Raw genomic sequence first — 21,877 nt, 5'->3', positions numbered from 1 at the left:
AGAAGTACGTACGAGGAACGGCACTTGCTCACTCGTGAGCGATTCAACCAGCACAACATGGCAATGAGCACCGAAGCCATCTGGTTCCTGTTGATCGGCGGTCTTGTCACGCTTGTCGCGCTCGCGCGCGGACCGATTGCGCGTCTGCCGCTGACCGGAGCGATGATCTACCTCGTCGTCGGCGTCGTCGTCGGGCCGGCTGTGAGCGGCCTCGTCAGCGTGGATCTGCTCGGCTGGCCACGGCTGCTGCGCATCGTTGCGGAGATCGGCCTGGTCATTTCATTGTTCGCGACAGGCATGCATCTGCGCGTGCCACTAACCAGCCGCCTCTGGCATCCGCCACTGCGGCTAGGCGTTCTGGCGATGATCGTTACCGTCGCGCTCATGACAGCCGCCGTGGGCTTCGCCACTGAGTGGACATGGGGCGCCGCGCTATTTCTCGCCGCCGCGCTCGCGCCAACCGATCCGGTACTCGCAAACGAACTACGTGTAACCGAGGCCGGCGACGACGAGCCTGTCAGGTTTGCACTGTCCGGCGAAGGCGGACTCAACGACGGCGCGGCATGGCCGTTCGCCCTGCTCGGCTTGTGGCTCTGCGGCACGCATCCGTTCGGCACCGGCAGCACGCTCGCATTTATTGGTTCGCTGGCATGGGGGGTCTTCGGCGCGCTGGCGATCGGCTGGCTCTTTGCAGTCGCATTCGCGAAGATCGTGTTCCTGCTGAGGACGCGTCTAGGCGAAGCGATCGGGCTGGATGGCTTCATCGCCCTCGGTCTCATGTCGTCGTCGTATGGCGCCGCGCTGCTCGTTCATGCATATGCGTTCGTTGCGGTTTTTGCCGCAGGCGTCGCGCTGCGCCACCAGGAGCGGCGCACCACGGGTGAGACGAGTCCCGCGCAACTGCTTGACGACGTACAGCACGGCGAGCGCCTCGATGTCGCGAAAGATCCGAAGCGCGCACAGGCCTACCTCGCCGAAGCAATGCTCGGGTTCACAATTGAGATCGAACGGATCGCAGAACTGTCGTTGATGCTCGTGATCGGTTGCGTCGTTTCCGCGCACTGGCGTCAGATGCTCGATCTTCACGCGGTCTTTCCGGCACTGCTGCTGTTTCTTGTTGCGCGACCACTGTCCGTGCTGGCGGCCATGCTGGGTTCAGACGCAGACTTCGATCAGCGGGGATTGCTGGCGTGGATGGGTATTCGCGGCGTGGGCGCGTTCTATTACGCCGTGATGGGTGTCGACGAAGCGGGTCACACGTTGCGCCCACTGGTGCCGGCCGTGCTCGACACGATCGTGCTGTCGGTTCTGATACACGGATCGACGGCCGGATACGCGCTCGGAAGATATTTCCAGCGGCGAAACGGGCAAGCGGTGAGTCGCGGTTAGCCGCTTGCCGATGAATCGAGACGCTTGCGCATGGCGCCGGTGATGCGCTGGCGGCACTTTGCATAGCCGGCCCACGGGTCGGCTTTGAGCGCATCGAGGCGTTGGCGCAGATTGCCGACGTTCCATTGATCGCCGGCCGTCGTGTGTTCGACCTCATCCCACGAAAGCGGCACGGAAACACCGAGCCCCTCCCGCGCACGCGCCGAAAATGCCGTGATCGTACTCGAGCCCCGGTTGTTGCGCAGATAGTCGACGAATATCTTCTGGTGGCGGTTTTGCTTGGCCATCTTTGCGCTGAAACGATCAGGAAGCGTTCCGGCCATATGTTGCGCGACCGCCTGCGAAAACGCCTTCACGTCCTCCCAGCCGAGACTCTTTACGAGTGGCACCACCACATGCAGCCCCTTGCCGCCGCTTGTCTTGCACCAGGAATCGAGACCGAGCTCCGCAAGCAGCTCGCGCGTAAGCTGCGCCGCTTCGATCATTTTGTCCCAGCCCAGGGCGGCGTCCGGGTCGAGATCGAACACCATCCGGTCGGGTCTTTCCAGGTCCGATGCCAGCCCGTTCCATGTGTGGAATTCGATCGCATCCATCTGCGCCGCGCCGACCAGCGCCTCGGCGCTCTCGATTGTCAGGAGCGGCGCATGGCCGGGGTCGAGTCCCTTGTGCTGCGTGATGTGTGGCAGTGCGAGCCTGTTGGCGTGCTTCTGGAAAAAGAACTCGCCGCCAAGCCCCTCCGGGGTGCGCACGAGCGCAACGGGCCGGTCCGCCAGATGCGGCAGCATGCGCGGCGCGATCCACTCGTAGTAGCGCACGAGGTCCAGCTTGGTCGTCCCGGTGCTTTTGTCGATCACGCGCTCCGGATGCGAAATCCGCACACCGGCGACGGTCGATTCGCCGGGCGCCGCGGCCTTGCTCGCGTGCCTCGTTGGCTTTGCGGTGGTCATGCGTGGCGTCTCCTGCACGATTTCACGCGCGGGCTTGTCGCCGCGCAGACTGATGAACGAAGCCTGACGCACAAGGCCGTCGCTCGTCCACTGTGCGAAGTTGCATTCGGCGACGAGTTCCGGCTTCACCCAATGAACGCGAGTTCGGCTGCGTTCGCGCGGCGCGCTCGCAAACGGCATCTGTCCGGTTTCGCGTGCGGCCAGTTCCTGCTTTACGCGGCGCAAGGTGACCGAATCGAAACCCGTGCCGACACGGCCGGCATACTGCAGCCGGTGCTTTGCATCATGCACGCCGAGCAGCAGCGCGCCGAACCCCGTGCGGCTGCCGGCAGGCTCGCTATAGCCGCCGATCACGAATTCCTGGCGCCGCCGGCAGCGTAGCTTGATCCACGCCGTGCTTCGCCTGGAAACGTAGTGGCTGTCACGCCGCTTGCCGACGATGCCTTCCAGCGCTACCTCGCAGGCGCTTTGCAGGAGATCACCAGGAGCGACAGCGAAGTCTTCGGAGAAGCGCAGCATGCCGCCGCCAGCGTGATCCAGCAACGCACGCAACAGAGCGCGCCGTTGCACGAGCGGCACCGCGCGCAAGTCGTAACCATTCAGGTAAGGCAGGTCGAACAGAAACAGCACGATGTCCTGCGGACGACCGGTGTCGAACGCGTTTTGCAAGGCCTGGAAGTCCGGCACGCCCCGTTCGTCCAGCACGGCTGCCTCGCCGTCGAGCCATGCCGAACCGATGTCCAGTCCGGCAAGCGCATCGCATTGCATGCTGAATTTCGCACTCCAGTCGAGGCCCGAACGGGTGTGGATGCGTACCGGCCGCCTCGCGTCCTGCCGGTCGATGCGCGCGAGCACGCGATAGCCGTCGAACTTGATTTCGTACGACCAGTCGTCGCCTTGCGCAGCGGCATCGACAAGCGTCGCGAGTTGCGGTTTGAGCGTGGCCGGCAGCTTCGCCTTCACGGCACCCTCGATGGTGGGCGTGGCAGCCAGCTTCCGCAGCGACTGAAGGCTGCGTGTGGATACAATGTCCGGGCAGCCCGTCTTCGCCGCGCCCTCATGGGGCGACAACACGCTGCCAGGACGTTCGGTGAGCACGTCGAATTCGTCCTCACTGCGGGCCTCGTCATCGCGCTCCTTGATCAGGAGCCACTGTTCCTTGTGGCCGGCACCGCGCATATGGCTCTTCACGAGCGTCCATCCGCCGTGCAGCTTCTCGCCATCGAGGCGGAACTTCAGCTTGCCGGCTTCGTAAGCGTCATGCGCTGCCCGCTCGCCGCCCGCGGGCTCCCAGGTGCCACGGTCCCAGACGAGCACCGTGCCGGCGCCATAGTTGCCTTGTGGAATCTCCCCTTCGAACGATCCGTATTCCAGCGGATGATCTTCGACGTGGACGGCCAGACGCTTGACCGAAGGGTCCAGGCTCGGCCCTTTCGGCACGGCCCATGACTTCAACGTGCCATCCAGTTCAAGACGGAAGTCGTAATGAAGGTTGCGGGCATCATGTTCCTGAATCACGAAGGAAAGCACATGGCCGTTGCGCTTGCGATTGCCTTTTGCGCGCGCCGTTGTGCGGCTGCGCCGTGGCGTGCCGGACGGCTCGGGTGTCCCGTCGAAGCGGCGTTTGCGCTGGTATGTCTCGAGTTTCCGCGCCATGATCGAATGCCTTTTGCGCGCCCGGCCACGCCATCACGCGGCGTGACGGCTTCGTGACGGCGCCGTCCGGCGAGTAGAGCGGCGCGCGCTGCGTGCGGCCTTGCTGCCACCGCGCGAAGATGGCGGCTCGTCGGGCTCTGCCTCCTCGTCCGCCACGGACGCCCCGCCCTTCATTTTGCGGCGTCCCAGGCTGCGCTTGAGCAGTTCCGACAAATCGACGATGTCCGCCGTTCGACGCGTTCGCGACGGCGCAGCCGTTGCCGCCTCGCCGACCTCCGCAGTCCTGCCCTCACGCACTTTCTTGTCCACGAGCGCCAGAATGTCGTCATGGAACGTATCGTGATAGTCGTTGGGATTCCACTCGGCGGTCATGTCGTCGATCAGCTTCCTTGCCATCTCGAGCTCGCGGGCGGTCACACCGGATTTCTTTGCATTTTGTTCTGGTAGGCGCACCTCATCGAGCGGACGGATCTCATCGGACCAGCGCAGCGTATTGAGCGCGAGTACGGGCCCCGCGGGAATCAGGGCGGCCAGATGTTGCTTGCTGTGCAGCACGACGCTCGCGATGCCGATCTTGCCGGATTTCGCGAGCGCATCGCGCAGCAAGGCATAAGTCTTCTCGCCGCGGCGCTCCGGCGCAAGGTAGTACGGGGTATCGAGATAGACGAAGGAAAGCTCGGAACCGTCGACGAACGAAATGATGTCGACGGTCTGTGTCGACTCCGGGCTCGCTGCCTGAATCTCCTCATCGGTCAACACCACATATCGGCCTTTCTCGTACTCGAAGCCGCGCACGATGTTCTCGCGCGCGACTTCCTTGCCGGTACGCTTGTTGATCTGCCTGTAGCCGATTGGATCGATCGAGTGCTTCTCGAGCAGGTTGAAACCCGTATGCTGTGCCCTCGTCGCCGGATAAACCTGCACCGGCACATAAACGAGGCCGAAGCTGATCCCGCCCTTCCAGATTGCGCGTGCCACGATGCCTCCGCTTCATCGTCATCGTCTGGCAATGCCAAGCACCAGCGTGACCAGGAAAATCACCACAAAGATGTAGAACAGGATCTTCGCGATGGCCGCGGCGCCGGCTGCAATACCGCCGAAGCCGAGCGCCGCCGCGATAATGGCGACAATGAAGAAAATAAGCGCGTATTGAAGCATGACTCCTCCCTCCTTATGGCCGAAGACACTCTCGCAGCACGGCTTCACATCGCCGCGCGCTGAAGCGGATCCGGCTCGCGCGCGCGGCGCGCCACCGGTTTGCATTCCTCAAATAGCAAGCGTCGTACCTGCCGGTGTACCAGCAGGCTAGTGCTTCATCTTTTCCGGCAGACCTTCGAGCAATTCCGCCATCTCGTCCGCGTGCTCCTCTTCGACGGCAAGAATGGTCTCCATCACGCGGCGCGAGGTCGGATCCTTGTCGGAAAGGAACTGAATGATCTCGCGATAGCTGTCGATCGCGACGCGCTCGGCGATCAGGTCTTCGCGGATCATGTCGACCAGCGTGGTGCCTTCGGCATACTCCGCGTGGCTGCGCGACAGCAGTCCGGCCGGCGAGAAGTCCGGTTCGCCGCCTAGCTGGACGATGCGCTCCGCGATCTGATCCGCGTGCCCCTGCTCCTCGTTGGAGTGGGCCATGAACTCGTCGGCAATACTTTTCGACTGAATGCCCTTCGCCATGAAATGGTGGCGGCGATAGCGCAGCGTGCAAACGAGCTCCGTTGCGAGCGCATCGTTGAGCAGCGCCACCACGGCCTCGCGGTCGGCGCGGTAGCCGGCGGTGACGGCCCCTTGTGCGATATGTTCGCGGGCACGCTTGCGAATGGTTTCGATATCGGTCAGGAAAGGTTTCTGTGACATGAGGGTCTCCCTAGGTCGGACAGGTCGAACATCGGTCTGGCTGCGCCGTTGGGGGCGCAGCCGCACAACGGGTGTTCTAGCATTCTCTGTACCTGGGGGTTTTGCTGGAATGGGCGTTGCACGCTTTGTCAGGGTTTACGCGTCGCCTCCACACAGAAATCATGGAACATCCCGATTGGCGATACGCTCGCCTGCGCCGAAGCTCGGCGAGGACACCGACGACATCCTTCAGGAGACGGCATCATGCAAGATACCCATATCGCGCAGCCGCGGAAAATGCACTGGTACGACGGCCTCACGAGCGCGCACTGGCGCGTGCTGCGAGGCGCCTTCCTCGGCTGGATCTTCGACGGCTTCGAGGCGCTCGCACTCGTAGTCGTCCTCTCGCCGATGCTCAAGTCGCTGCTGACGCCGGGCGAGGCGCTCTCGACGCCCATCTACGCCGGCGGCGTGATCGGCATCACCTTGCTCGGCTGGGGCGCGGGCGGCATGATCGGCGGCATTCTCGCCGACTACGTCGGGCGCAAACGCATGATGCTGTGGTCGGTCTTCCTCTACGCGCTGTTCTCGGGGCTGACCGCCTTTTCCAGCACATTTACCATGCTGTGCCTGTTGCGGTTTCTCACCGGACTTGCAATGGGCAGCGAATGGAGTACAGGGGTCGCGCTGGTTTCGGAGACCTGGCCGGAGCACGCTCGCGCGAAAGGCGCCGGCTTCCTGCAGTCCGGTTTCGGCTGGGGCACGCTGCTCGCCGCCGTCGTATGGTACGGGCTGGTTTCCGTGCAGCCGCTGGGTGGCGAAACGTGGCGCCTGATGTTCGTGGCGGGCGCGCTGCCCGCATTCTTCGTGCTCTATCTGCGCCGCGGGCTGAACGAATCGGAGAAGTGGAAAGAAGCCGTCAAGCAACAGCGCTGGAACGCCACTTCCGACGCCGCCGTCCAGCGCGCCTCGCGACCTGGCAAGCGGGACAGCCGCCCCTTCACGCTCAAGCAACTGTTCACGGAACGCGAGGCGCTTCGCCGCACGCTGCTGACGACCGTGCTGTCGATCGTCGCGACCACCGGCTGGTGGGCGATCTCGAGCTGGCTGCCGACCTTTACCGTTGCGCTTGCAAAAACGACCGGCGTGATCGACGCCGTCGCGTGGGGTTCACGCATTTCGATCCTCTATACAGCGGGGGCGATTGTCGCTTATCTGGCATCGGGCTTTATCGTCGACTCCATCGGCAGGCGCGCATTCCTGAGCGCGACGTTTGCCGGCGCACTGATCACGACGATCATCACCTACCAGTACACCGCGACGCTGGGTGGCATGGTCGTCATCGCGCCGATCAACGGTTTTTTCACGCTGGGATGCGGCTACGCATGGATGGCGATCTATCCCTGCGAGCTGTTCACTTCGACGGTGCGCTCGACCGCGATCAGCTTCGTCTTCAACGCCGCACGCCTGATAGCGTGGGTCTTCCCGATCATTTCCGGTTCGATGATCAAGGCATTCGGCGGCGTTTCGCATGCCGCGCTCATCATGAGCTCGTGCTACCTACTGGGTATCGTCATTCCCTGGTTCCTTCCGGAAACGCGCGGCCATGGCATGCCGGAATGACTGAGCTGTGATCATGGCCTCGCCGGGGCCGATCGCGGCGTCCTGTTCAGGCACCGAGCAATCAGCTTGCGCGTGAAGCGGCGTTGCCGGCAGCGGCTTGCGGCACACTCAGCCTGAGTTCCGCGACCCGCGGCGCGGCCGCGGGAGCGATCCACCGGCACGTTCCCAAGGTGTTATTGGCCGAAGTACACCGGCTTCAAACCGACAATCGTTTCGGCGTGCGCCGCTACTGCAGGTGCACCGGACACCGACGAACCACCAGGCGTGCCGCCCACGTCGTGTGCAGCGTCATTTTGCGCAGCCACCCGGGCTTCAGCAGCCTGAATATCACGCGGGTAATAGGCGTCGGCGCTGGCGCCGGGGCTGTAGCCGGCCTTCTCGAGTTGAACCAGTTCGGCGCGAACCTGGGCGCGGGTCAGCGGCTGGTTCGATTGGGCGAAAGAAGCGAGCGGAGCAACGAGCGCGGCGGCGACAACAACGGCTTGAACGAGCGATTTCATGATGAGTACCTCCAGAGTGAGTTCAATGCAACCAGAAAGACGTCCGGATATCGGGGCCACGAAACGCAGTCCGATTGGGATCTGCGTGGTGGCCTGCAGTTCGATTTCCAGCGTTGATGCATTGGAACCCGCGGAGGTATCTGGTTTGTGTCTGAGAAGCCGGTCTTTTGCAATGCTATGTATCACTCAGCCGCCAGATACATTGCGACACAAATCTCACCCTGGTTCGCGCCTGGCACCTGGTTTACGTCTGACCGCTCTGCCCTCTTTGTATCGCTATGTATCTGCCTGACAGGTTGATACCCGCGCTTACACAAACTGGCTTGTTCAGACACAAACCAGATACACCGAGGCGCTTCAATACGTCCATCGTGCATTGGGGCCGCGCCTGAGCGGTTGCTTCATCACCAGTTTGTCGCGCCAAACGCACCTCGCATTGAAAACTGCCGTCAATGGTTCGTGAAATCACTTGGCCATTGAATGGAAACCTAGCTCTATCGCTAACCAGGAGATCTTATGTCAGACAGCACCACTCCCCAGGTTCCGTCGCGCCGCCGGTTCATTGGCGTCGCGGCGGCTGCCGTTGCCGCAGGCTCGTTGAGTCAGCTCGCTTTCGCAGACACGAACCAGGCAATTACCGAAGCGGCCCCTGCGGCAGGCGGCGACAAGACCGCCATTCGTCCGCTTCGCGTGCACGTGCCTGAATCGCAACTCATCGACTTACGCCGGCGCGTCAAGGCAACAAGGTGGCCCGAGCGCGAAACGGTCACGGATGACACGCAAGGCGTGCCGCTCGCACTGATTCAGGAACTCGCGCGTCATTGGTCCACCGATTACGACTGGCGCAAGTGCGAAGCGAAACTGAACTCGTTGCCGAACTTCCTCACCGAGATCGACGGGCTGGATATTCACTTCATCCACGTTCGTTCGAAACATGAAAACGCCATGCCGCTGATCGTCACGCACGGGTGGCCCGGTTCGATCATCGAGCAGTTCAAGATTATCGATCCGTTGACCAATCCCACGGCCTATGGCGCAAGCGCGTCGGACGCCTTTCATCTGGTTATTCCGTCCCTGCCCGGCTACGGATTTTCCGGCAAACCCACCACGACCGGCTGGGGTCCGGAGCGCACCGCGCGTGCGTGGGTGCAGTTGATGAAACGCCTTGGGTACGAGAAATTTGCATCCCAGGGCGGTGATCTGGGCGCAATCGTTTCGAATGTGATGGCCAAACAGGCGCCGCCGGAATTGCTCGGCATTCACGTCAACCTCCCTGCCACGATTCCCCCCGAGATCGTCAAGGCACTGCAAGACAATAGTCCGCCTCCGGCCAATCTCACGGGCGACGAAAGGCACGCATACGAGCAACTGCAGGGCCTGTCGAAGCGGCGCGCCTACGCATTGGAACAGGGCACGCGCCCGCAGACGCTCTACGGCCTGTCAGACTCGCCGATTGCGCTGGCAAGCTGGCTAATCGATCACCCGGACGGTAACGGCCAGCCGGCGGCGGCGATGACCTCAGCTATCTACGGACGTACGGTCAACGGATTCTCCGCGGGCGAGCTGACACGAGACGATGTTCTCGACGACATCACGCTCTACTGGCTGACGAACACCGGCGTGTCCGCCGCCCGCATCTATTGGGAGTCGCACTTCAACTTTTACGCCGCCGCCGACGTCTCCGTCCCGGCCGCCGTGAGTGCGTTTCCTGGCGAAAATTATCAGGCGCCGCGTAGCTGGTCGGAACGGGCGTATCACAACCTCATTTACTACAACAAGCCGGAGAAAGGCGGGCACTTTGCGGCATGGGAACAGCCGCAAATATTTGCCGAAGAGGTCCGGGCGGGTTTGCGGCCGTTACGCACGTAACCGGTATCAGGAGGTTCCGGCGGTCGAGACTTCCAGCACCTGGGAAGCAGGTCAGCACCCGGGTCTCGCCGCCAGTGGCCAACGCGCCAGCGCAACATGCCGGGTACGCCCAAGCAGGCTGTGCATCAGAACAAGCTCGCGCACGTTCCAGCAGGCTGCGTCAACGGGACGTGCCGAGATCCAGGGCATGCCGTAAGCGAGCGTAACGTGGGGTGTGAAATGCACGGCATTTGGCAAAGCGGCGGGATCACCGAATCCTGCGTCTTGCAGTGCCCGCACGAGCGCCTCGTGGAGCGTATGGAGGCCGACCACGCCTTCACCGCCTCCCAGCACCAGAGGTCCGGGCCGAGGTTTCAATGCAAAACTCAGGACATGGTCGAACTCGACGCTGAACGGCGCCATTCTGATCGACTCGGCGGCTTTGATCGCCGCATCGACTTGCCCTTGCGGCAAACCGCCGGCGAAATTCCCAAGATGCTGCAGCGTGACGTGCAGGCGGTTGGCAGCGAGCGGTTTGCTCTTCGAGCGGGTCTCGCCGCAAATCTGGCGCGCGAACTTCGCGATGCCGCCCGCCGTATTGGCGTCGGGCAAGACGGCGAAGAACAGGCCGTCTGTCGGGACCGGCGGCGCCTCCAGCCCTGGCAACCAGAGCTGGTCAGCCATGGCGCATCCGGAACGATGAAGCAGACATGTCGATGAATCTCCGTTCAATGGTGCACCCGGTTTGCCCAGGTGCCTGAAAATCGTGCCAATTGCGCTGTTCCGTGCGGCCGGCAGCGGGTAGCCCGTCAGGCGGCACGCGCCAGATCGCTGCTCCGTTCGCGCCCTGTCAGCTTCGTTTTTGCAGATTTGCGAGGTTGCCACCAATACTGTACATCCATACAGTATTGGTGGCAACATGGAATTGTTGTGCGGCGTCAATGCCCGCTACGCGTAAATGAAGCGTTCCGGAGAAAGTATCAGCGCCGCCGAGCCCATTCCAACACGGTCCGGGTAGAGGCGTAAAAGCCCAAATATGTGTCCGGGAGGCGATAAGGGGACTCGTCACGTGAAGCGTCGTATCACCTGTTGCAGCCGGTCACAGGATCGAACGAGACTCCTTTCGGGTGCAGTCGCGATCCCCAGCAGAAGGCCCGACCTGGCGGAGGCCGGCGCCGCATACCACGGCGACAGCGCAGCGGGCCCCAAGCCGAACGCCAGCATCTCCCTCGCGATGGATACATCTGGCGCACCATCGGGCAGTCTTAAAAGCACGGCCAAACCGGCTGTCGTCGTCTCGAAAGCGCGTCGCTCCAGGCATTGAAGCAACGCATCGCGTTGCGCGGTATAGAGACGCTTCAAGCGTCGGAGATGGCGCAAGTAGTGGCCGTCCCGCATGAACTGTGCCGTTGCGAGTTGCACGGAAGGCCATGGTGCAGGGGCAAGGCACGCTGCGACTTCAGCGAACCTCGACACAAGCGGCATGGGGGCAACGACGAATCCCAGCCTCAGAGCGGGACTGATCGTTTTGCTAAACGAACCGATATAAACCACGCGATGGGCACGATCGAGAGAGCAGAGTGCCGGCGCGGCGCGGGACGTCAGTTGCAGATCGCTCAGATAGTCGTCCTCGATAATCCATACGCCCTGCTTTGCTGCCCAGTCGAGCAACCGCAGGCGCCTCGTGAGCGACAGCGTCGGGCCAAGCGGCGCCTGCTGACCGGGGGTCGCAACCACTAGCGCTGCGTCAGGTTCATGTCGTATGCCGTACTCGACGTCCATTCCCTCGACGTCAACCGGAATCGGCGCCAGCGACAGGCTAGCAAGCGACAGACCATGCCGGGCAAACGGAAAGCCCGGATTCTCCACCCAGGCCTTTTGCCCATCCAGACCCAGTACGCGAAGCGCCAGGCCGAGGCCACCACTGAACCCGCTCGTGATAATGATCTGTGCGGGGGAGCATGTGATGCCCCGCGCGATCGCCAGATATGCGGCGATTTCCCTACGCAGCTCCGCTTCGCCTCGAGGATCGGGATAGACAATCGACGCGCTCGACTCCGCGCGTAGCGCAAATGCGCGTACCTTTGTGAAGAGCCTGGCAGGAAGCGTTTCCTGAGCGGGGACACCCATCTGGAATGTCGCCGGGCCGGCGGTCAGTTCCCGATACGTTTCCATGAAGGAGCCGGGGTCGGGTTCCTCGTCCACCTGGACGGCCGCTGGCGGTCGTTCGGCAACGCGCGTGCCGCTCGCCCGGGCGGCCACGATAAGCTGCGCGTCGGAAAGGCGCTCGTACGCGAGACGTACGGTGCCGCGGGCCACTCCGAGCTGAGAGGCGAGATCCAGCCATGACGGCAGGCGGGCCCCCGGCGTGAGCACCCCACTCTCAATTGCCGTGCCAATTGCACGGCGAATCTGTTCGGCCAACGGCGTCTTCGCAGACCGGTCGAGTTGGATTTCGAGCGGATTGTTCATCCTGCCATGGTACATAAAAAATGTTCGTTTCTGGTTCTTTCCGCTGATCTACGGAGCAACCACAATACAGACATCTCAAGGAGAGCTCACACGATGTCTATTCGATCCATCCTCGGTATCACCTGTGCAGCCATGGCCCTTTCCCTCGCCACGCCGGCGAAAGCTTTTTCGAGGATCCGGATTCCTTTCACCACGTGAGCCGCAACGCCAGCCGGACAAAACCCGCCAAGCTGCTTGCGGTGTTCGTCGTCGATACCGGCGACACGATGTTGACGACGCCCGTCAAGTAAACCTGAAACCAGAAGGAGCACACATATGAGCAAGCGTCTTGACTACAACCAGATCGCGCCCACGGGCGTCAAGGCTCTCGGTGGAGTCTACGGTTACGTGACGCAGAGCAGCCTGCCTGCGGCTCTCGTCGAGCTGGTGTACCTGCGTGTCTCGCAGATCAACAACTGCGCATACTGTCTCGACATGCATACGCGCGATCTGCTCAAGAAAGGCATGAAGATTGAAAAACTTGCGCTGCTACAGGCATGGCCCGAAGCCGGCAATCTGTTTGACGCGCGCGAGCGCGCCGCACTTGCGTGGGCCGAATCGGTCACGCTCGTCGCTCAGACTGGCGTGCCCGATGCAGCATACGAAGCAGTCCGCGCCGAGTTCGACGAACGGGAACTCGTGGACCTGACGATTGCCATCGGCCTGATGAATACCTACAACCGGATGGCGATCAGCTTCCGCAATACACCGCAGGCGGTGCAGGAGATTTAGGTTGGTCGCGGCCGAAAGCCCGGCCGCCCACGACACCCTCACGGCTCAACCACCTCCACCGCCACGATCACATGCGGCTCGCGCCCCACCGAGGGCTTGCGGATCGCGGCGAGCAGCACGGCCCCGGTCGCCATCACGCCAACCATCATCCAGAGGCCCGCGCGGAAGTCGCCGCTCATAGTGCGTAGCCAGCCGATCGCGATCGGGCTCAGGAAGCCGCCCAGCACGCCGATCGTGTTGATCAACGCGATGCCGCCCGCGGCCGCCGTGCCCTTCAGATAGGCGGGCGGAATCGCCCAGAACACCGTATAGGCCATCCACATCGACGCGGTCGCCACCGAGATCGACAGCAGCACGGCGCCGAGCCCGGACGCGCTCGACGCCGTCAGCGCAAGCGACAGCGCGCTGACGAAGGCCGGCACCGCACTGTGCCAGCGCCGCTCGTTGCGGCGGTCCGAGCGCCGGCCGGCCACGAACATGCCGAGCGTCGCGACGACAAACGGAATTGCGGAGTACGCGCCGAGCCGGGCCGGATCGGTGACGCCATGCGATTTCAGCAGCTCGGGCAGCCAGAAGTTGATCAGGTAGATGCCGCAGATGATGCAGAAGTAAGCGGCCGCCATCAGGTAGATGCGCGGGTCGGCCGCAACGCGCCCGAAGCCGTGCAGCGTGGCCTGCGGCGGCGGCACCTCGGCCGCGAGACGCCGCTGCTCTCCAGGCGTCAGCCAGTGCGCCTGGGCCGGCCGGTCGACCAGCAGCGCACGCGCCGCGAGGCCGAGCACGACGCAGGGCAACCCCTCGATCAGGAACATCCACTGCCAGCCCGCGAGCCCGCCGATACCGGCGAAGCTCGTCATGACCCACAGCGAGACCGGGGCGGCCACCACCCCGGCGAGCGGCCCGCCGATCATCACAGCGGAAATCGCGTTGGCCATCCGCGACTCCGGATACCAGTAGGTCAGGTAGAACAGGATGCCGGGCGTGAAGCCCGCCTCGAACACACCGAGCAGGAAACGCAGCGCGTAAAAGGTGCCAACGTCGCGCGTGAGCGCCATCGCTGCCGAGGTCAGCCCCCAGAGTACGAGAATCCGGCTGATCGCCTTGCGAGCGCCAGTGCGCGCGAGCAGCAGGTTCGAGGGCACCTCGCAGAGCGCGTAGCCGATGAAGAAGATCCCGGCGCCGATGCCGTACTGCAGGTCCGAGAAGCCCAGATCGACCTGCATCTGCAGTTTCGCGAGGCCGACGTTGAGCCGGTCGAGACAGGCAAACAGGTAACACACGAGCAGAAAGGGCAGCAAGCGGCGATCGATGTGTCGATACAGGCGCGACGCAGTTTCGCCGTCCGGGGCCGAGCCGACAGTGGACATGCCGATTCCCCTTGATCGGGTCATGAAGCGGTCCGGCGCGCCGGACCGCGCGGACGGGGTCGCTCGTTATGCGACCGGCTCGGCTTCGCGTGCCTCTTCCTGATAGGCGCGCACGCGTTCGCGAAACGCGAGCGACAGCGGCACGGTCCGCTCGCTCGTATAGTCGTACGCCACGTGCGTTGAACTGCCCGTTGCGATCACCTGCTCGGGATGGCCCGCGATCGTGATCCGGTAAGCGATGTCGAAGCTCTTGGTGCCCAGGCGCGTAATCAGCGCGCTCACTTCGAGCGTGTCGCCCCACTTGGCCGGATGCACGTATTCGCAGGCGGTCTTCAGCATGATCTGCGGGATGCCGTCGGTGAGCGGCACGTCCAGCAGTTCATGCGCATAGGCCATGTAGGCGTTCAGCATGTACACGTAGTACATGGTCGCGCTGACGTGACCAGCGGGGTCCTGGTCGCGATAGGAGACACCGAATTGCTGCGTGAAGGCTCGGGGCATTTCATTACCTCTTTCTCGGTTGGTGCCGGACGCGTCGCATCCGGCGGGACATGAAAACGAACGATCGCGAATCGCGGTGCGGGTCGCTTTGAGAGCGCTGCCGGCTCAACGCAGCATGCGCTGGTCGAGATAGGACTTGCCGCCGTGCGCATGGATCACTGCGCCGCCGCGCATCTCCAGCACCGGCAGGTCGGCAAGCGCGTTGACGATATGCGCCATGGTCGGCAGGTCGGACCAGCTCGCGCGGTGAAAACGCAGCTGCGCGTCGCCGGTGAAGCGCCGCTCTATCGTCACGTGCGGATCGTGGCTCGGCGTCAGCGTGACCTCGCAGAGATCGGCCTCGCCCCAATCGCCCGTGCGCGGCTTGTACTTCAGCATCAGCGTGCCGTCGGAGCCGTTCGGCGCGCCGTGCGCCGGCACCTCTCGCAGCTCGCCCACGGCCAGTTCGACAAAGCGGAAGCCCATCCAGGCCGCCTCGCACAGCTGCCTTCCGGCAAAGCTGCGCGGCGCGGGCACCTCGGCGAACAGCTTCGGATGGCCGATCTCGTCACGCCCGGTGATGATCGGATCAGCGAGGTTCTCCCAGACGACTGCCAGGAACTTGCCGCTGGCGCGGTCGCTCAGGCCGGTGAACACGGCCGGCCAGCTCACATGGACCATCGTGTAGCCGCGCCCGGCAAGCCAGTCGATCCCGGTCAGGTAGTGGAACTCGACCGTCACGACGGGTTCGTCCACCAGGGCGAAATGCTCGGGCAGGTGCCGCTCGAGGCTCGCCGCGTCAGTCAGGAACGAAGCCGAAACGGTCATCCGTTGCGGCTTACGATCAGGGTCGGCCGCCAGTCCATCCGGCAGTTGCCGCGGCCCAGGCGCGGGGCCAAAATGCGTCGGCATCCGGTAAATGCGCCCTTTCTCGAAGGTATAGCTCAATTCATCCCTCCGTTTCGACAGATAGCAGCGGGCCGCAGCGGCAATGCTGTGGTCCGCCCAATGAATCAGCGATGCGTGGCCAGGCCCGCATCCGCATAGATGACCTGCAGCTTGCCGCCGATCTCGCGCATCAGGTTGCCGTTACTCGCGTTCTGCGGCAGGTTCTGGAGCCGGTACAGCACGAACGGTTCGGTACCCGAACGATTGCCGATCGCGTGATAGCACCACGCGGGCACGAACACGGTGTCACCGGAGTCGATGTGCTCGGTCACGCCATCCTCGCCGAACGCGATCTCGCCCGAACCCGAGCGCGCGATATAGAGGTGCCAGAAAGAATGTCGATGGCGCTCGGTGGTCTCGCCCGGCTTCAATACCTGGATCACGAGAGAAAGATCCGGCGCCACGGTGCCGTGCTCGCTCACGTCGCCGCCGGAGAGCGCCAGCGTGCCCTGCGGGTTGTGGGGGCGAGCACCCGCTCCGGATTCGATCGACTGCCATCGCCAGAGCACCGGGTCGGGGATCGGCTTGGCGGTCAGTTCGAGATATTCGGAGAACCGGAGGATGTCTCCTTCAATAGGCTGCATAGTCATTCCTTGATCAGCGTGGGTTGAGGTGAGCAGGCGTCCGGATGCGCATCCTGGAACGCCTGGAGTTGCATGCAGTGCTCCACGATGCGCGCGATAGCCGGGAATTCTTCGATGACGATGCCGAGCTTCTGCGCGGATACCACCTGTGGCACCAGCGCGATATCGGCGAACGACACGTGCGTGCCGTGGCAATAGCGCCCCGTCGCGGGATCGGCGGCGAGCAACGTTTCGAGCGCGGCAAGGCCGTCGATCATCCAGTGCTGCTTCCAGCGCTTGACGGCCGCGTCGTCGGCGCCGAGCATGGCCTTCAGGTAGTGGCCGGCGCGCATCGTCGTCAGCGGATGAGTGTCGGCTGCGACCACCTGGAACAGTGCGCGCACGCGCGCCTGTTCGAGCGGCGTGGCCGGCAGCAGCGGTGGGTCGGGATAGGCCGTCTCGAGAAACTCGAGGATCGCCAACGACTGGGTCAGCACCTGCGTCCCCGTGACCAGCGCGGGCAGCAGGCCCTGCGGATTGACCGCCAGGTACGCGCTGGCCCGGTGCGCGCCCGTGTCGAGATCGTGGACCACCTGGTCGTAGCGCAGGCGTTTCAGGTTCAGCGCGATGCGGACCCGGAACGAGGCCGAGGACCGGTGGAAATCGTGCAGCGTCACCATGTTCAGTCCTCCTCGGCCGTTGCGAGCGCGGCATCGCCGCAGGTTGGCGTACGCGCCGCGCTGCGTGCGTGGCCAGGCAGCGCCAGTGCGCTCTGCGCCACGATCACGTCGAGCAGTTCCTGCACGCAGCAGTCGGCGTCGCGCGTCTGACGAGAAGCGATGCCGGGGCGCGGCAGCGCATGCGTGTAGAAGTGCGCGCCCTCGACCGGGAAGCCGATTGCCCAGAGCCGCGTGCGGCTCTCGCCGTCGGGTCCGAGCGGATGCAGGCCAGCATCGATGTCGAGACCGCCCGGGTGGTAATCGCCGTTCATGAAGGGCCGGGCGATACCCCGCTCGAGCAGCGCGGCTGACAGCGGCGACGCGTCGGTCAGCGGGCTGTAGCTGTCAAGCCGCGCCGACACCAGCACGTCGGCGTACCAGCGCTCGACGCGTTCGCCGTAGCGCGCCTCGATCCGGAAACGCGCGTTCGCATCGTCGTCGATCACCTGAGCGCCGGGGCCGCCCGCCACATCGATCAGGCCGGCCGCATGTAGCGCGAGCAATTCGCGGTTGCGACGCAGCGGGGGCCCAAACGACACGCGGTTGGTGATCGCATTGAAGTCCTCGATAAAGTAGCGATGCGACGCCGGCGTGAGCCCGCCGTATTCGACGGCTGTGCGCAGCGCCTCGCGCGTGTCGCGCAGTACGTCGGTGGCGGCCTTTACGGGGCTCACGAGATTGCCACGCAGGGCCTCCTCGAGATCCTCGCGGAACAGGCGGTGGAAGAACGCGTGGAAGTCCTGGAACGACTGGAACTCGCGATCGCCAAGCGGCCAGAGGATCTCGTGCACCGCCTGCAGTTCGTCGGGCGCCGGCTCGAACGTATCGGCATCGACGCCGCCGCGCCGCACGGCGACGCGATACGCGTATGCCATCTCCTTGATCACGAGCGGCAGCACCTGCACGCGGAAATCGATGCGCGGGTCACCGGTCGCCTCGAACGCGGCCTCGTGCAGCTTCGCGACCGCCGCCGGCGTAAAGAAGCGCGCTTCGTGGCGGCCGGTCAGCCCCTTCTGGTTGATGCCGCGCGCCGCGAACGGCAGGCACTGGCGCGACACCAGCAGCATCTGCGGCTCGAGTCCCGACTTCTCATAGATCAGCTCGCCACCGTGTTCGACGTAACGGCCGCCGCGCCCGAGCGTGAGCGCCGAGATCACGTCGTGCGCGGTCAACCCAAAACCCTGAATCGCGACGATCGCGCGGGCCGAGACGTCATCGAGCGTCTCGATCGGATACGGCGTCGCCAGGTAGGCAAGGTCGGGATTGTTGAAGAAGTGCCGCTTCGCAAACTGCGCGAAACGCTCGTCGGCGCCGGTGGGCCGGCGCTGGCCGTGCCCCGTCGTCAGGAACACGAACTGGGCGGTCTGCGAGGCTCCGTCCTGCTGGATCACCTCGTAGCCGCCCGGCAGCGGGACCATGTCGACCACCGTCGCGCGCCGGTGCGTGAGCGTCACATTGGGCGGCAGCGCAGCGACGATGCGCGCATGGATCCAGCCCAGATATTCGCCGAGCAGGCTGCGCGGCAGGTGGTCGGCGTCGTTGATCGCGCGGCCCTCGCCATTTGACACACGGCGGAACGCGCCGTCCACGACGCGGTAGCCGTCGAGCTGCGCCCACTCGACCAGCGACGGCGAGCCGTCGCGGCCAAGCCGGCTCTGCGGCGCAAACATCGTCACCTGCGCGGCAACGGTGTTGATCAGCAGGTGATCGGGCTGGGTCGCGCGATGCACGCCCTCCCCGCACGCATTCGTATCGAAGACGGTGATGTCGAGCGTGACGTGGGCCGGGATGCGCTCCGCGTATTCGAGCAGGCGTTCGAGCACGGTCACGCCTCGCGGGCCCATACCGACGATGGCGATTGGAATGATCGGGTTCATTGGGCGTCTCCCGTCTCGAGCACCGCCTCGCCCTGCTCGACCTCGACTTCGGCCCCGGCCAGCGGCGGCATGTGCAGCGCGACGATGTCGGGATGGCCGTTCCAGTGCGCAAAGCGCTCGCGCACCAGCGGATCGTGGCCCGGAATCACATGGTCGGGCCCGTCGGCGAGCCGCCTGAGTGTTTGGTGCCCGTCGAGCATCCCGGCGACATTGTGGACAATCGGAAACAGGCGGCCAGCGCGCACGTGGTCCCAGTAGTGGGCCGCGTCGCTCGCAAGCACGACGTTGCCGCGCGCCGTGCGCACGCGCACGGCCTGCAGCCCGGCGGTGTGGCCGCCGATCAGGTGCACGTCGATGCCGGGCGCGATAGCCTCGTCACCGTTGGTGAACACGACGCGCCCCGCATGCAGCTTTTCAATCGCGGCGCAAACGTCGTGCGCCTCGAACGGCTTGCGCACGACCTCGTGGCACATGCAGCGGCCGGTACAGTACGCCATCTCGGCTTCCTGCAAGCGCAGCGTCGCGTCGGGAAACGCGCGGATGTTGCCCGCGTGGTCGTAGTGCATGTGGCTGATGATGACCGTGTCCACGTCGCGCGCGGCAATGCCAAGCTCACCGAGCAGCGCGAGCGGCGATTGCAGATAGCGCCGCCCGCGCCGTGCTGCGGTCGCGGCGTCGAAGCCTGTGTCGACAAGAACGACACGGCCGCTGCCGCGAATCACCCAGACGTAGAAATCGAGCGGCATCGCGATGTCGTCGTGCGGATCGTCGCCCAGATAGCTTTCGCCACTGCGCCGCGTATCGTGCGTGGCATAGCGCAGGGCGAAGACCTCGTAGACCGGGCTCGCGGATTGCGTGGCGAGATTCATTCGATCACCTCCAGCAGGTTCTCGTCGACTGCACCCGCCGGGCGGATCGGGATGTGCCGCGCCGTGTGCCGGTGCTCCATCTCGTAGAGCGCCTGCTGGAAGAAGAACTGCTTCTCGCCGAAAGCCGGCACCAGTTCGTCGAACCAGGTGGCCTCGGGGTCGTACTTCGCGTAGAACGGCCGGCGCACCCACGACGGATCACGTGCCTGCAGCAACTGCAGCGCGAACACCTTCTCGCCACCCAGCTCGACAATGCCGTCCACCATAACCTTGCCCGGGAACGCGCTCATCGACGGGCCGCGCACCGTGCGCGCGAGCCCCGACACTCGGCTGTAGGCGGCCTGGAAGATCTCGTAGGCGCGTGCGAGCGGAAGCTTGAAATAGTGGCTCGGCCCCGTGTCGCGCTCGACAAACATGTAATAGGGAATTGCGCCGAGCCGCACACCGGTGGTCCAGAGATCGGCCCAGTCGGCCGGATTCTCGTTGATGTGACGGATCAGCGGCGCCTGGATGCGCAGGCTCGCCCCCGTGCCGATGATGCGGCGCACCGCCTTCTCGGCGACCGGATGCTGGATCTCGCGCGGGTGGTTGTAGTGGCCCATTAGCGCGAGGTTGCGGCCCGAGGCCGTCACCTTCTCGAACACGCGCAGCAGGTCGTCGGCATCCTTGTCCGTGACGAAGCGGTGTGGCCAGTATGCGACGGACTTGGTGCCGATCCGGATGTTCTGGATATGCGAGAACTCGGGCGTGAGCAGCGGCTCCAGGTATTCGGCCAGCGAGCGCGCGTTCATTACTAGCGGGTCGCCGCCTGTCACGAGAATGTCGGTGACCTCCGGATGGCGGCGCAGGTAGGCCACCAGATCGCCAGAGGTGCGCGCGTCGAACTTGAGCTCATCCATGCCGACGAACTGCGGCCAGCGAAAGCAGAACGTGCAGTAGGCATGGCACGACTGGCCCGCGCTCGGGAAGAACAGCACTGTCTCGCGGTACTTGTGCTGGAGGCCGGCGAGCGGCACCCCGTCGAGGTAGGGCACGTTGTGGGTCAACTGGCCTGCCGGGTGCGGGTTCATGCGCATCCGGATGCCGGTCACCGCCGCCTCGATCTCGGTCTCTGCCGCACCTGCGCGGATCAGATCACGCAGCGAGGCGTACTCGTCCTCATGCAGCATGTCACGATGCGGAAACGTGAGCCGGTAGATCGGATCGTCGGGGATGTTGTTCCAGTCAATCAGCTCGTTAAGGACATAGGCGTTGACGCGGAACGGCAGCACCCTCGAAACGATGTCGACCGCTTCCTGCTGCTCAGCGGACAACGTTGCCCATTGCGGGACCTGGGTGATCGTGTGTCGCGTCAACGGCTTGAACTTCGGAATCTGAGGTTCAGTCATGGTGACTCTCTCAAGTTTTAGATGGTTCGTATGGAAAAACGCCTACGCTCTACCACTTTTTATGATTCGCACTGCGAAGTTTCTTCGCGAGTCGCTCTCTCAGGTACTTCCCTGGCCCCTCTACACCTCTTCAGCTCACGCGGTGCAGATCCAGCCGCGCGCCGGTCTTTTCGCGAATCTCGTCGGCGTTCACGCCGTCGGCCAGCTCAGTCACGACAAGCCCGGCCGGGCTCACCTCGATCACACCGAGGTCGGTGATGATAAGGTCGACCACGCCGACGCCGGTGATCGGCAGCGTGCATTGTTCGAGAATCTTGTGCTGATTGCCCTTGGCGACGTGCTCCATCAGCACCACCACGCGCTTGACGCCGGCCACCAGATCCATCGCGCCACCCATGCCCTTGATCATCTTGCCCGGGATCATCCAGTTCGCCAGATCGCCGTTGCGGCTGACCTGCATCGCGCCGAGGATCGCCAGGTTGATATGGCCGCCGCGGATCATCGCGAACGCGTCCGCCGATGAGAAGATCGACGAGCCCGGCAGCGTGGTCACCGTCTGCTTGCCGGCGTTGATCAGGTCCGCGTCCACTTCCTCTTCGGTCGGCGACGGGCCGATGCCGAGCA

20 protein-coding genes and 1 pseudogene are annotated in these 21,877 nt (G+C 64.1%); 5 read left to right on the top strand and 16 right to left on the bottom strand.

Going from position 1 to position 21,877, the window contains the following annotated elements; genetic code table 11:
- Positions 1-63 precede the first annotated feature (63 nt).
- Positions 64-1,389 carry a cation:proton antiporter gene (locus FFS45_RS28905; protein WP_137958055.1) on the top strand — a complete coding sequence of 442 codons (1,326 nt, stop codon included), beginning with the start codon at positions 64-66 and terminating at the stop codon, positions 1,387-1,389.
- Here the strand turns inward: FFS45_RS28905 and ligD are convergent.
- The 4 genes from ligD to FFS45_RS28885 form a co-directional block, all read right to left on the bottom strand.
- Positions 1,386-3,992, bottom strand: coding sequence for a DNA ligase D (gene ligD / locus FFS45_RS28900; RefSeq protein ID WP_137958054.1), 2,607 nt, complete (start codon positions 3,990-3,992; stop codon positions 1,386-1,388). The two genes, FFS45_RS28905 and ligD, sit on opposite strands and share 4 nt — an antisense overlap.
- A 33-nt stretch (positions 3,993-4,025) precedes the next feature.
- Entirely contained in the window at positions 4,026-4,970 is a 945-nt protein-coding gene (locus FFS45_RS28895; protein ID WP_137958053.1) for a Ku protein, read from the bottom strand.
- 18 nt (positions 4,971-4,988) lie between these two features.
- Positions 4,989-5,150 carry a DUF1328 family protein gene (locus tag FFS45_RS28890; protein WP_137958052.1) on the bottom strand — a complete coding sequence of 54 codons (162 nt, stop codon included), beginning with the start codon at positions 5,148-5,150 and terminating at the stop codon, positions 4,989-4,991.
- 147 nt (positions 5,151-5,297) lie between these two features.
- A complete protein-coding gene (locus tag FFS45_RS28885; RefSeq protein WP_137958051.1) occupies positions 5,298-5,849 on the bottom strand; it encodes a ferritin-like domain-containing protein in 552 nt (183 codons plus the stop codon).
- 243 nt (positions 5,850-6,092) lie between these two features.
- Between FFS45_RS28885 and FFS45_RS28880 the strand changes: the two genes are divergently transcribed.
- Complete coding sequence (locus FFS45_RS28880) at positions 6,093-7,451, top strand: MFS transporter (RefSeq protein WP_137958050.1); 1,359 nt, start codon at positions 6,093-6,095, stop codon at positions 7,449-7,451.
- Between the two features lie 173 nt (positions 7,452-7,624).
- On the opposite strand, the gene FFS45_RS28875 is transcribed toward FFS45_RS28880, so the two are convergent.
- Positions 7,625-7,951: a DUF4148 domain-containing protein gene (locus FFS45_RS28875; protein ID WP_137958049.1), complete on the bottom strand. Its 327-nt coding sequence runs from the start codon at positions 7,949-7,951 to the stop codon at positions 7,625-7,627.
- Positions 7,952-8,467: 516 nt separating this feature from the next.
- Here FFS45_RS28875 and FFS45_RS28870 point away from each other — a divergent pair.
- Positions 8,468-9,820, top strand: coding sequence for an epoxide hydrolase family protein (locus FFS45_RS28870; RefSeq protein WP_137958048.1), 1,353 nt, complete (start codon positions 8,468-8,470; stop codon positions 9,818-9,820).
- A gap of 51 nt (positions 9,821-9,871) precedes the next feature.
- Here FFS45_RS28870 and FFS45_RS28865 read toward each other — a convergent pair whose 3' ends face one another.
- Together FFS45_RS28865 and FFS45_RS28860 are read right to left on the bottom strand one after the other, a co-directional pair.
- Complete coding sequence (locus FFS45_RS28865; RefSeq protein WP_137958047.1) at positions 9,872-10,483, bottom strand: 2'-5' RNA ligase family protein; 612 nt, start codon at positions 10,481-10,483, stop codon at positions 9,872-9,874.
- 381 nt (positions 10,484-10,864) lie between these two features.
- A complete protein-coding gene (locus FFS45_RS28860) occupies positions 10,865-12,286 on the bottom strand; it encodes a PLP-dependent aminotransferase family protein (protein ID WP_249362973.1) in 1,422 nt (473 codons plus the stop codon).
- Between the two features lie 134 nt (positions 12,287-12,420).
- On the opposite strand from FFS45_RS28860, the pseudogene FFS45_RS28855 reads away from it, so the two are divergent.
- Together FFS45_RS28855 and FFS45_RS28850 are read left to right on the top strand one after the other, a co-directional pair.
- Positions 12,421-12,561: pseudogene (locus FFS45_RS28855) on the top strand (cupin domain-containing protein); the annotation flags it as partial.
- A 25-nt stretch (positions 12,562-12,586) separates the two neighbouring features.
- Positions 12,587-13,042: a carboxymuconolactone decarboxylase family protein gene (locus tag FFS45_RS28850; RefSeq protein WP_137958046.1), complete on the top strand. Its 456-nt coding sequence runs from the start codon at positions 12,587-12,589 to the stop codon at positions 13,040-13,042.
- A gap of 38 nt (positions 13,043-13,080) precedes the next feature.
- Here FFS45_RS28850 and FFS45_RS28845 read toward each other — a convergent pair whose 3' ends face one another.
- The 9 genes from FFS45_RS28845 to FFS45_RS28805 all read right to left on the bottom strand — a co-directional run.
- On the bottom strand, positions 13,081-14,409 hold the full coding sequence (locus tag FFS45_RS28845; protein ID WP_137958106.1) for an MFS transporter: 1,329 nt from the start codon (positions 14,407-14,409) through the stop codon (positions 13,081-13,083).
- A gap of 66 nt (positions 14,410-14,475) precedes the next feature.
- Entirely contained in the window at positions 14,476-14,910 is a 435-nt protein-coding gene (locus FFS45_RS28840; protein WP_137958045.1) for a thioesterase family protein, read from the bottom strand.
- Positions 14,911-15,015: 105 nt separating this feature from the next.
- Positions 15,016-15,837, bottom strand: a complete 822-nt coding sequence (locus FFS45_RS28835; protein ID WP_137958044.1) for an acetoacetate decarboxylase family protein — start codon at positions 15,835-15,837, stop codon at positions 15,016-15,018.
- A gap of 65 nt (positions 15,838-15,902) precedes the next feature.
- Positions 15,903-16,421, bottom strand: coding sequence for a cupin domain-containing protein (locus FFS45_RS28830; RefSeq protein WP_171029786.1), 519 nt, complete (start codon positions 16,419-16,421; stop codon positions 15,903-15,905).
- 2 nt (positions 16,422-16,423) lie between these two features.
- Positions 16,424-17,080: a maleylacetoacetate isomerase gene (maiA, locus tag FFS45_RS28825; RefSeq protein ID WP_137958042.1), complete on the bottom strand. Its 657-nt coding sequence runs from the start codon at positions 17,078-17,080 to the stop codon at positions 16,424-16,426.
- A gap of 2 nt (positions 17,081-17,082) precedes the next feature.
- A complete protein-coding gene (locus FFS45_RS28820) occupies positions 17,083-18,996 on the bottom strand; it encodes an FAD/NAD(P)-binding domain-containing protein (protein ID WP_137958041.1) in 1,914 nt (637 codons plus the stop codon).
- Positions 18,993-19,865 carry an N-acyl homoserine lactonase family protein gene (locus tag FFS45_RS28815; protein WP_137958040.1) on the bottom strand — a complete coding sequence of 291 codons (873 nt, stop codon included), beginning with the start codon at positions 19,863-19,865 and terminating at the stop codon, positions 18,993-18,995. The genes FFS45_RS28820 and FFS45_RS28815 overlap by 4 nt, the downstream gene beginning before the upstream one ends.
- Positions 19,862-21,253 carry a lysine 2,3-aminomutase gene (locus tag FFS45_RS28810; RefSeq protein WP_249362972.1) on the bottom strand — a complete coding sequence of 464 codons (1,392 nt, stop codon included), beginning with the start codon at positions 21,251-21,253 and terminating at the stop codon, positions 19,862-19,864. Before FFS45_RS28810 ends, FFS45_RS28815 begins: the two co-directional genes overlap by 4 nt.
- A gap of 130 nt (positions 21,254-21,383) precedes the next feature.
- Positions 21,384-21,877 (bottom strand): CoA-transferase (locus FFS45_RS28805; protein WP_137958039.1); only part of this gene is annotated, 494 nt, incomplete at its 5' end.

The sequence above is a fragment of the Burkholderia sp. 4M9327F10 genome (assembly GCF_005503145.1).
Classification (GTDB): Bacteria; Pseudomonadota; Gammaproteobacteria; order Burkholderiales; family Burkholderiaceae; genus Paraburkholderia.
This window is presented reverse-complemented; position numbering and strand designations above follow the sequence as displayed.

Coding starts and splice junctions, on each gene's coding strand:
- FFS45_RS28845 (WP_137958106.1), bottom strand. CDS start 14,409: ATGTCCACTGTCGGCTCGGCCCCGGACGGCGAAACTGCGTCGCGCCTG.
- FFS45_RS28905 (WP_137958055.1), top strand. CDS start 64: ATGAGCACCGAAGCCATCTGGTTCCTGTTGATCGGCGGTCTTGTCACG.
- FFS45_RS28890 (WP_137958052.1), bottom strand. CDS start 5,150: ATGCTTCAATACGCGCTTATTTTCTTCATTGTCGCCATTATCGCGGCG.
- FFS45_RS28850 (WP_137958046.1), top strand. CDS start 12,587: ATGAGCAAGCGTCTTGACTACAACCAGATCGCGCCCACGGGCGTCAAG.
- FFS45_RS28830 (WP_171029786.1), bottom strand. CDS start 16,421: ATGCAGCCTATTGAAGGAGACATCCTCCGGTTCTCCGAATATCTCGAA.
- FFS45_RS28840 (WP_137958045.1), bottom strand. CDS start 14,910: ATGCCCCGAGCCTTCACGCAGCAATTCGGTGTCTCCTATCGCGACCAG.
- FFS45_RS28875 (WP_137958049.1), bottom strand. CDS start 7,951: ATGAAATCGCTCGTTCAAGCCGTTGTTGTCGCCGCCGCGCTCGTTGCT.
- FFS45_RS28870 (WP_137958048.1), top strand. CDS start 8,468: ATGTCAGACAGCACCACTCCCCAGGTTCCGTCGCGCCGCCGGTTCATT.
- ligD (WP_137958054.1), bottom strand. CDS start 3,992: ATGGCGCGGAAACTCGAGACATACCAGCGCAAACGCCGCTTCGACGGG.
- FFS45_RS28880 (WP_137958050.1), top strand. CDS start 6,093: ATGCAAGATACCCATATCGCGCAGCCGCGGAAAATGCACTGGTACGAC.
- FFS45_RS28820 (WP_137958041.1), bottom strand. CDS start 18,996: ATGAACCCGATCATTCCAATCGCCATCGTCGGTATGGGCCCGCGAGGC.
- maiA (WP_137958042.1), bottom strand. CDS start 17,080: ATGGTGACGCTGCACGATTTCCACCGGTCCTCGGCCTCGTTCCGGGTC.
- FFS45_RS28815 (WP_137958040.1), bottom strand. CDS start 19,865: ATGAATCTCGCCACGCAATCCGCGAGCCCGGTCTACGAGGTCTTCGCC.
- FFS45_RS28885 (WP_137958051.1), bottom strand. CDS start 5,849: ATGTCACAGAAACCTTTCCTGACCGATATCGAAACCATTCGCAAGCGT.
- FFS45_RS28865 (WP_137958047.1), bottom strand. CDS start 10,483: ATGGCTGACCAGCTCTGGTTGCCAGGGCTGGAGGCGCCGCCGGTCCCG.
- FFS45_RS28810 (WP_249362972.1), bottom strand. CDS start 21,253: ATGACTGAACCTCAGATTCCGAAGTTCAAGCCGTTGACGCGACACACG.
- FFS45_RS28860 (WP_249362973.1), bottom strand. CDS start 12,286: ATGTACCATGGCAGGATGAACAATCCGCTCGAAATCCAACTCGACCGG.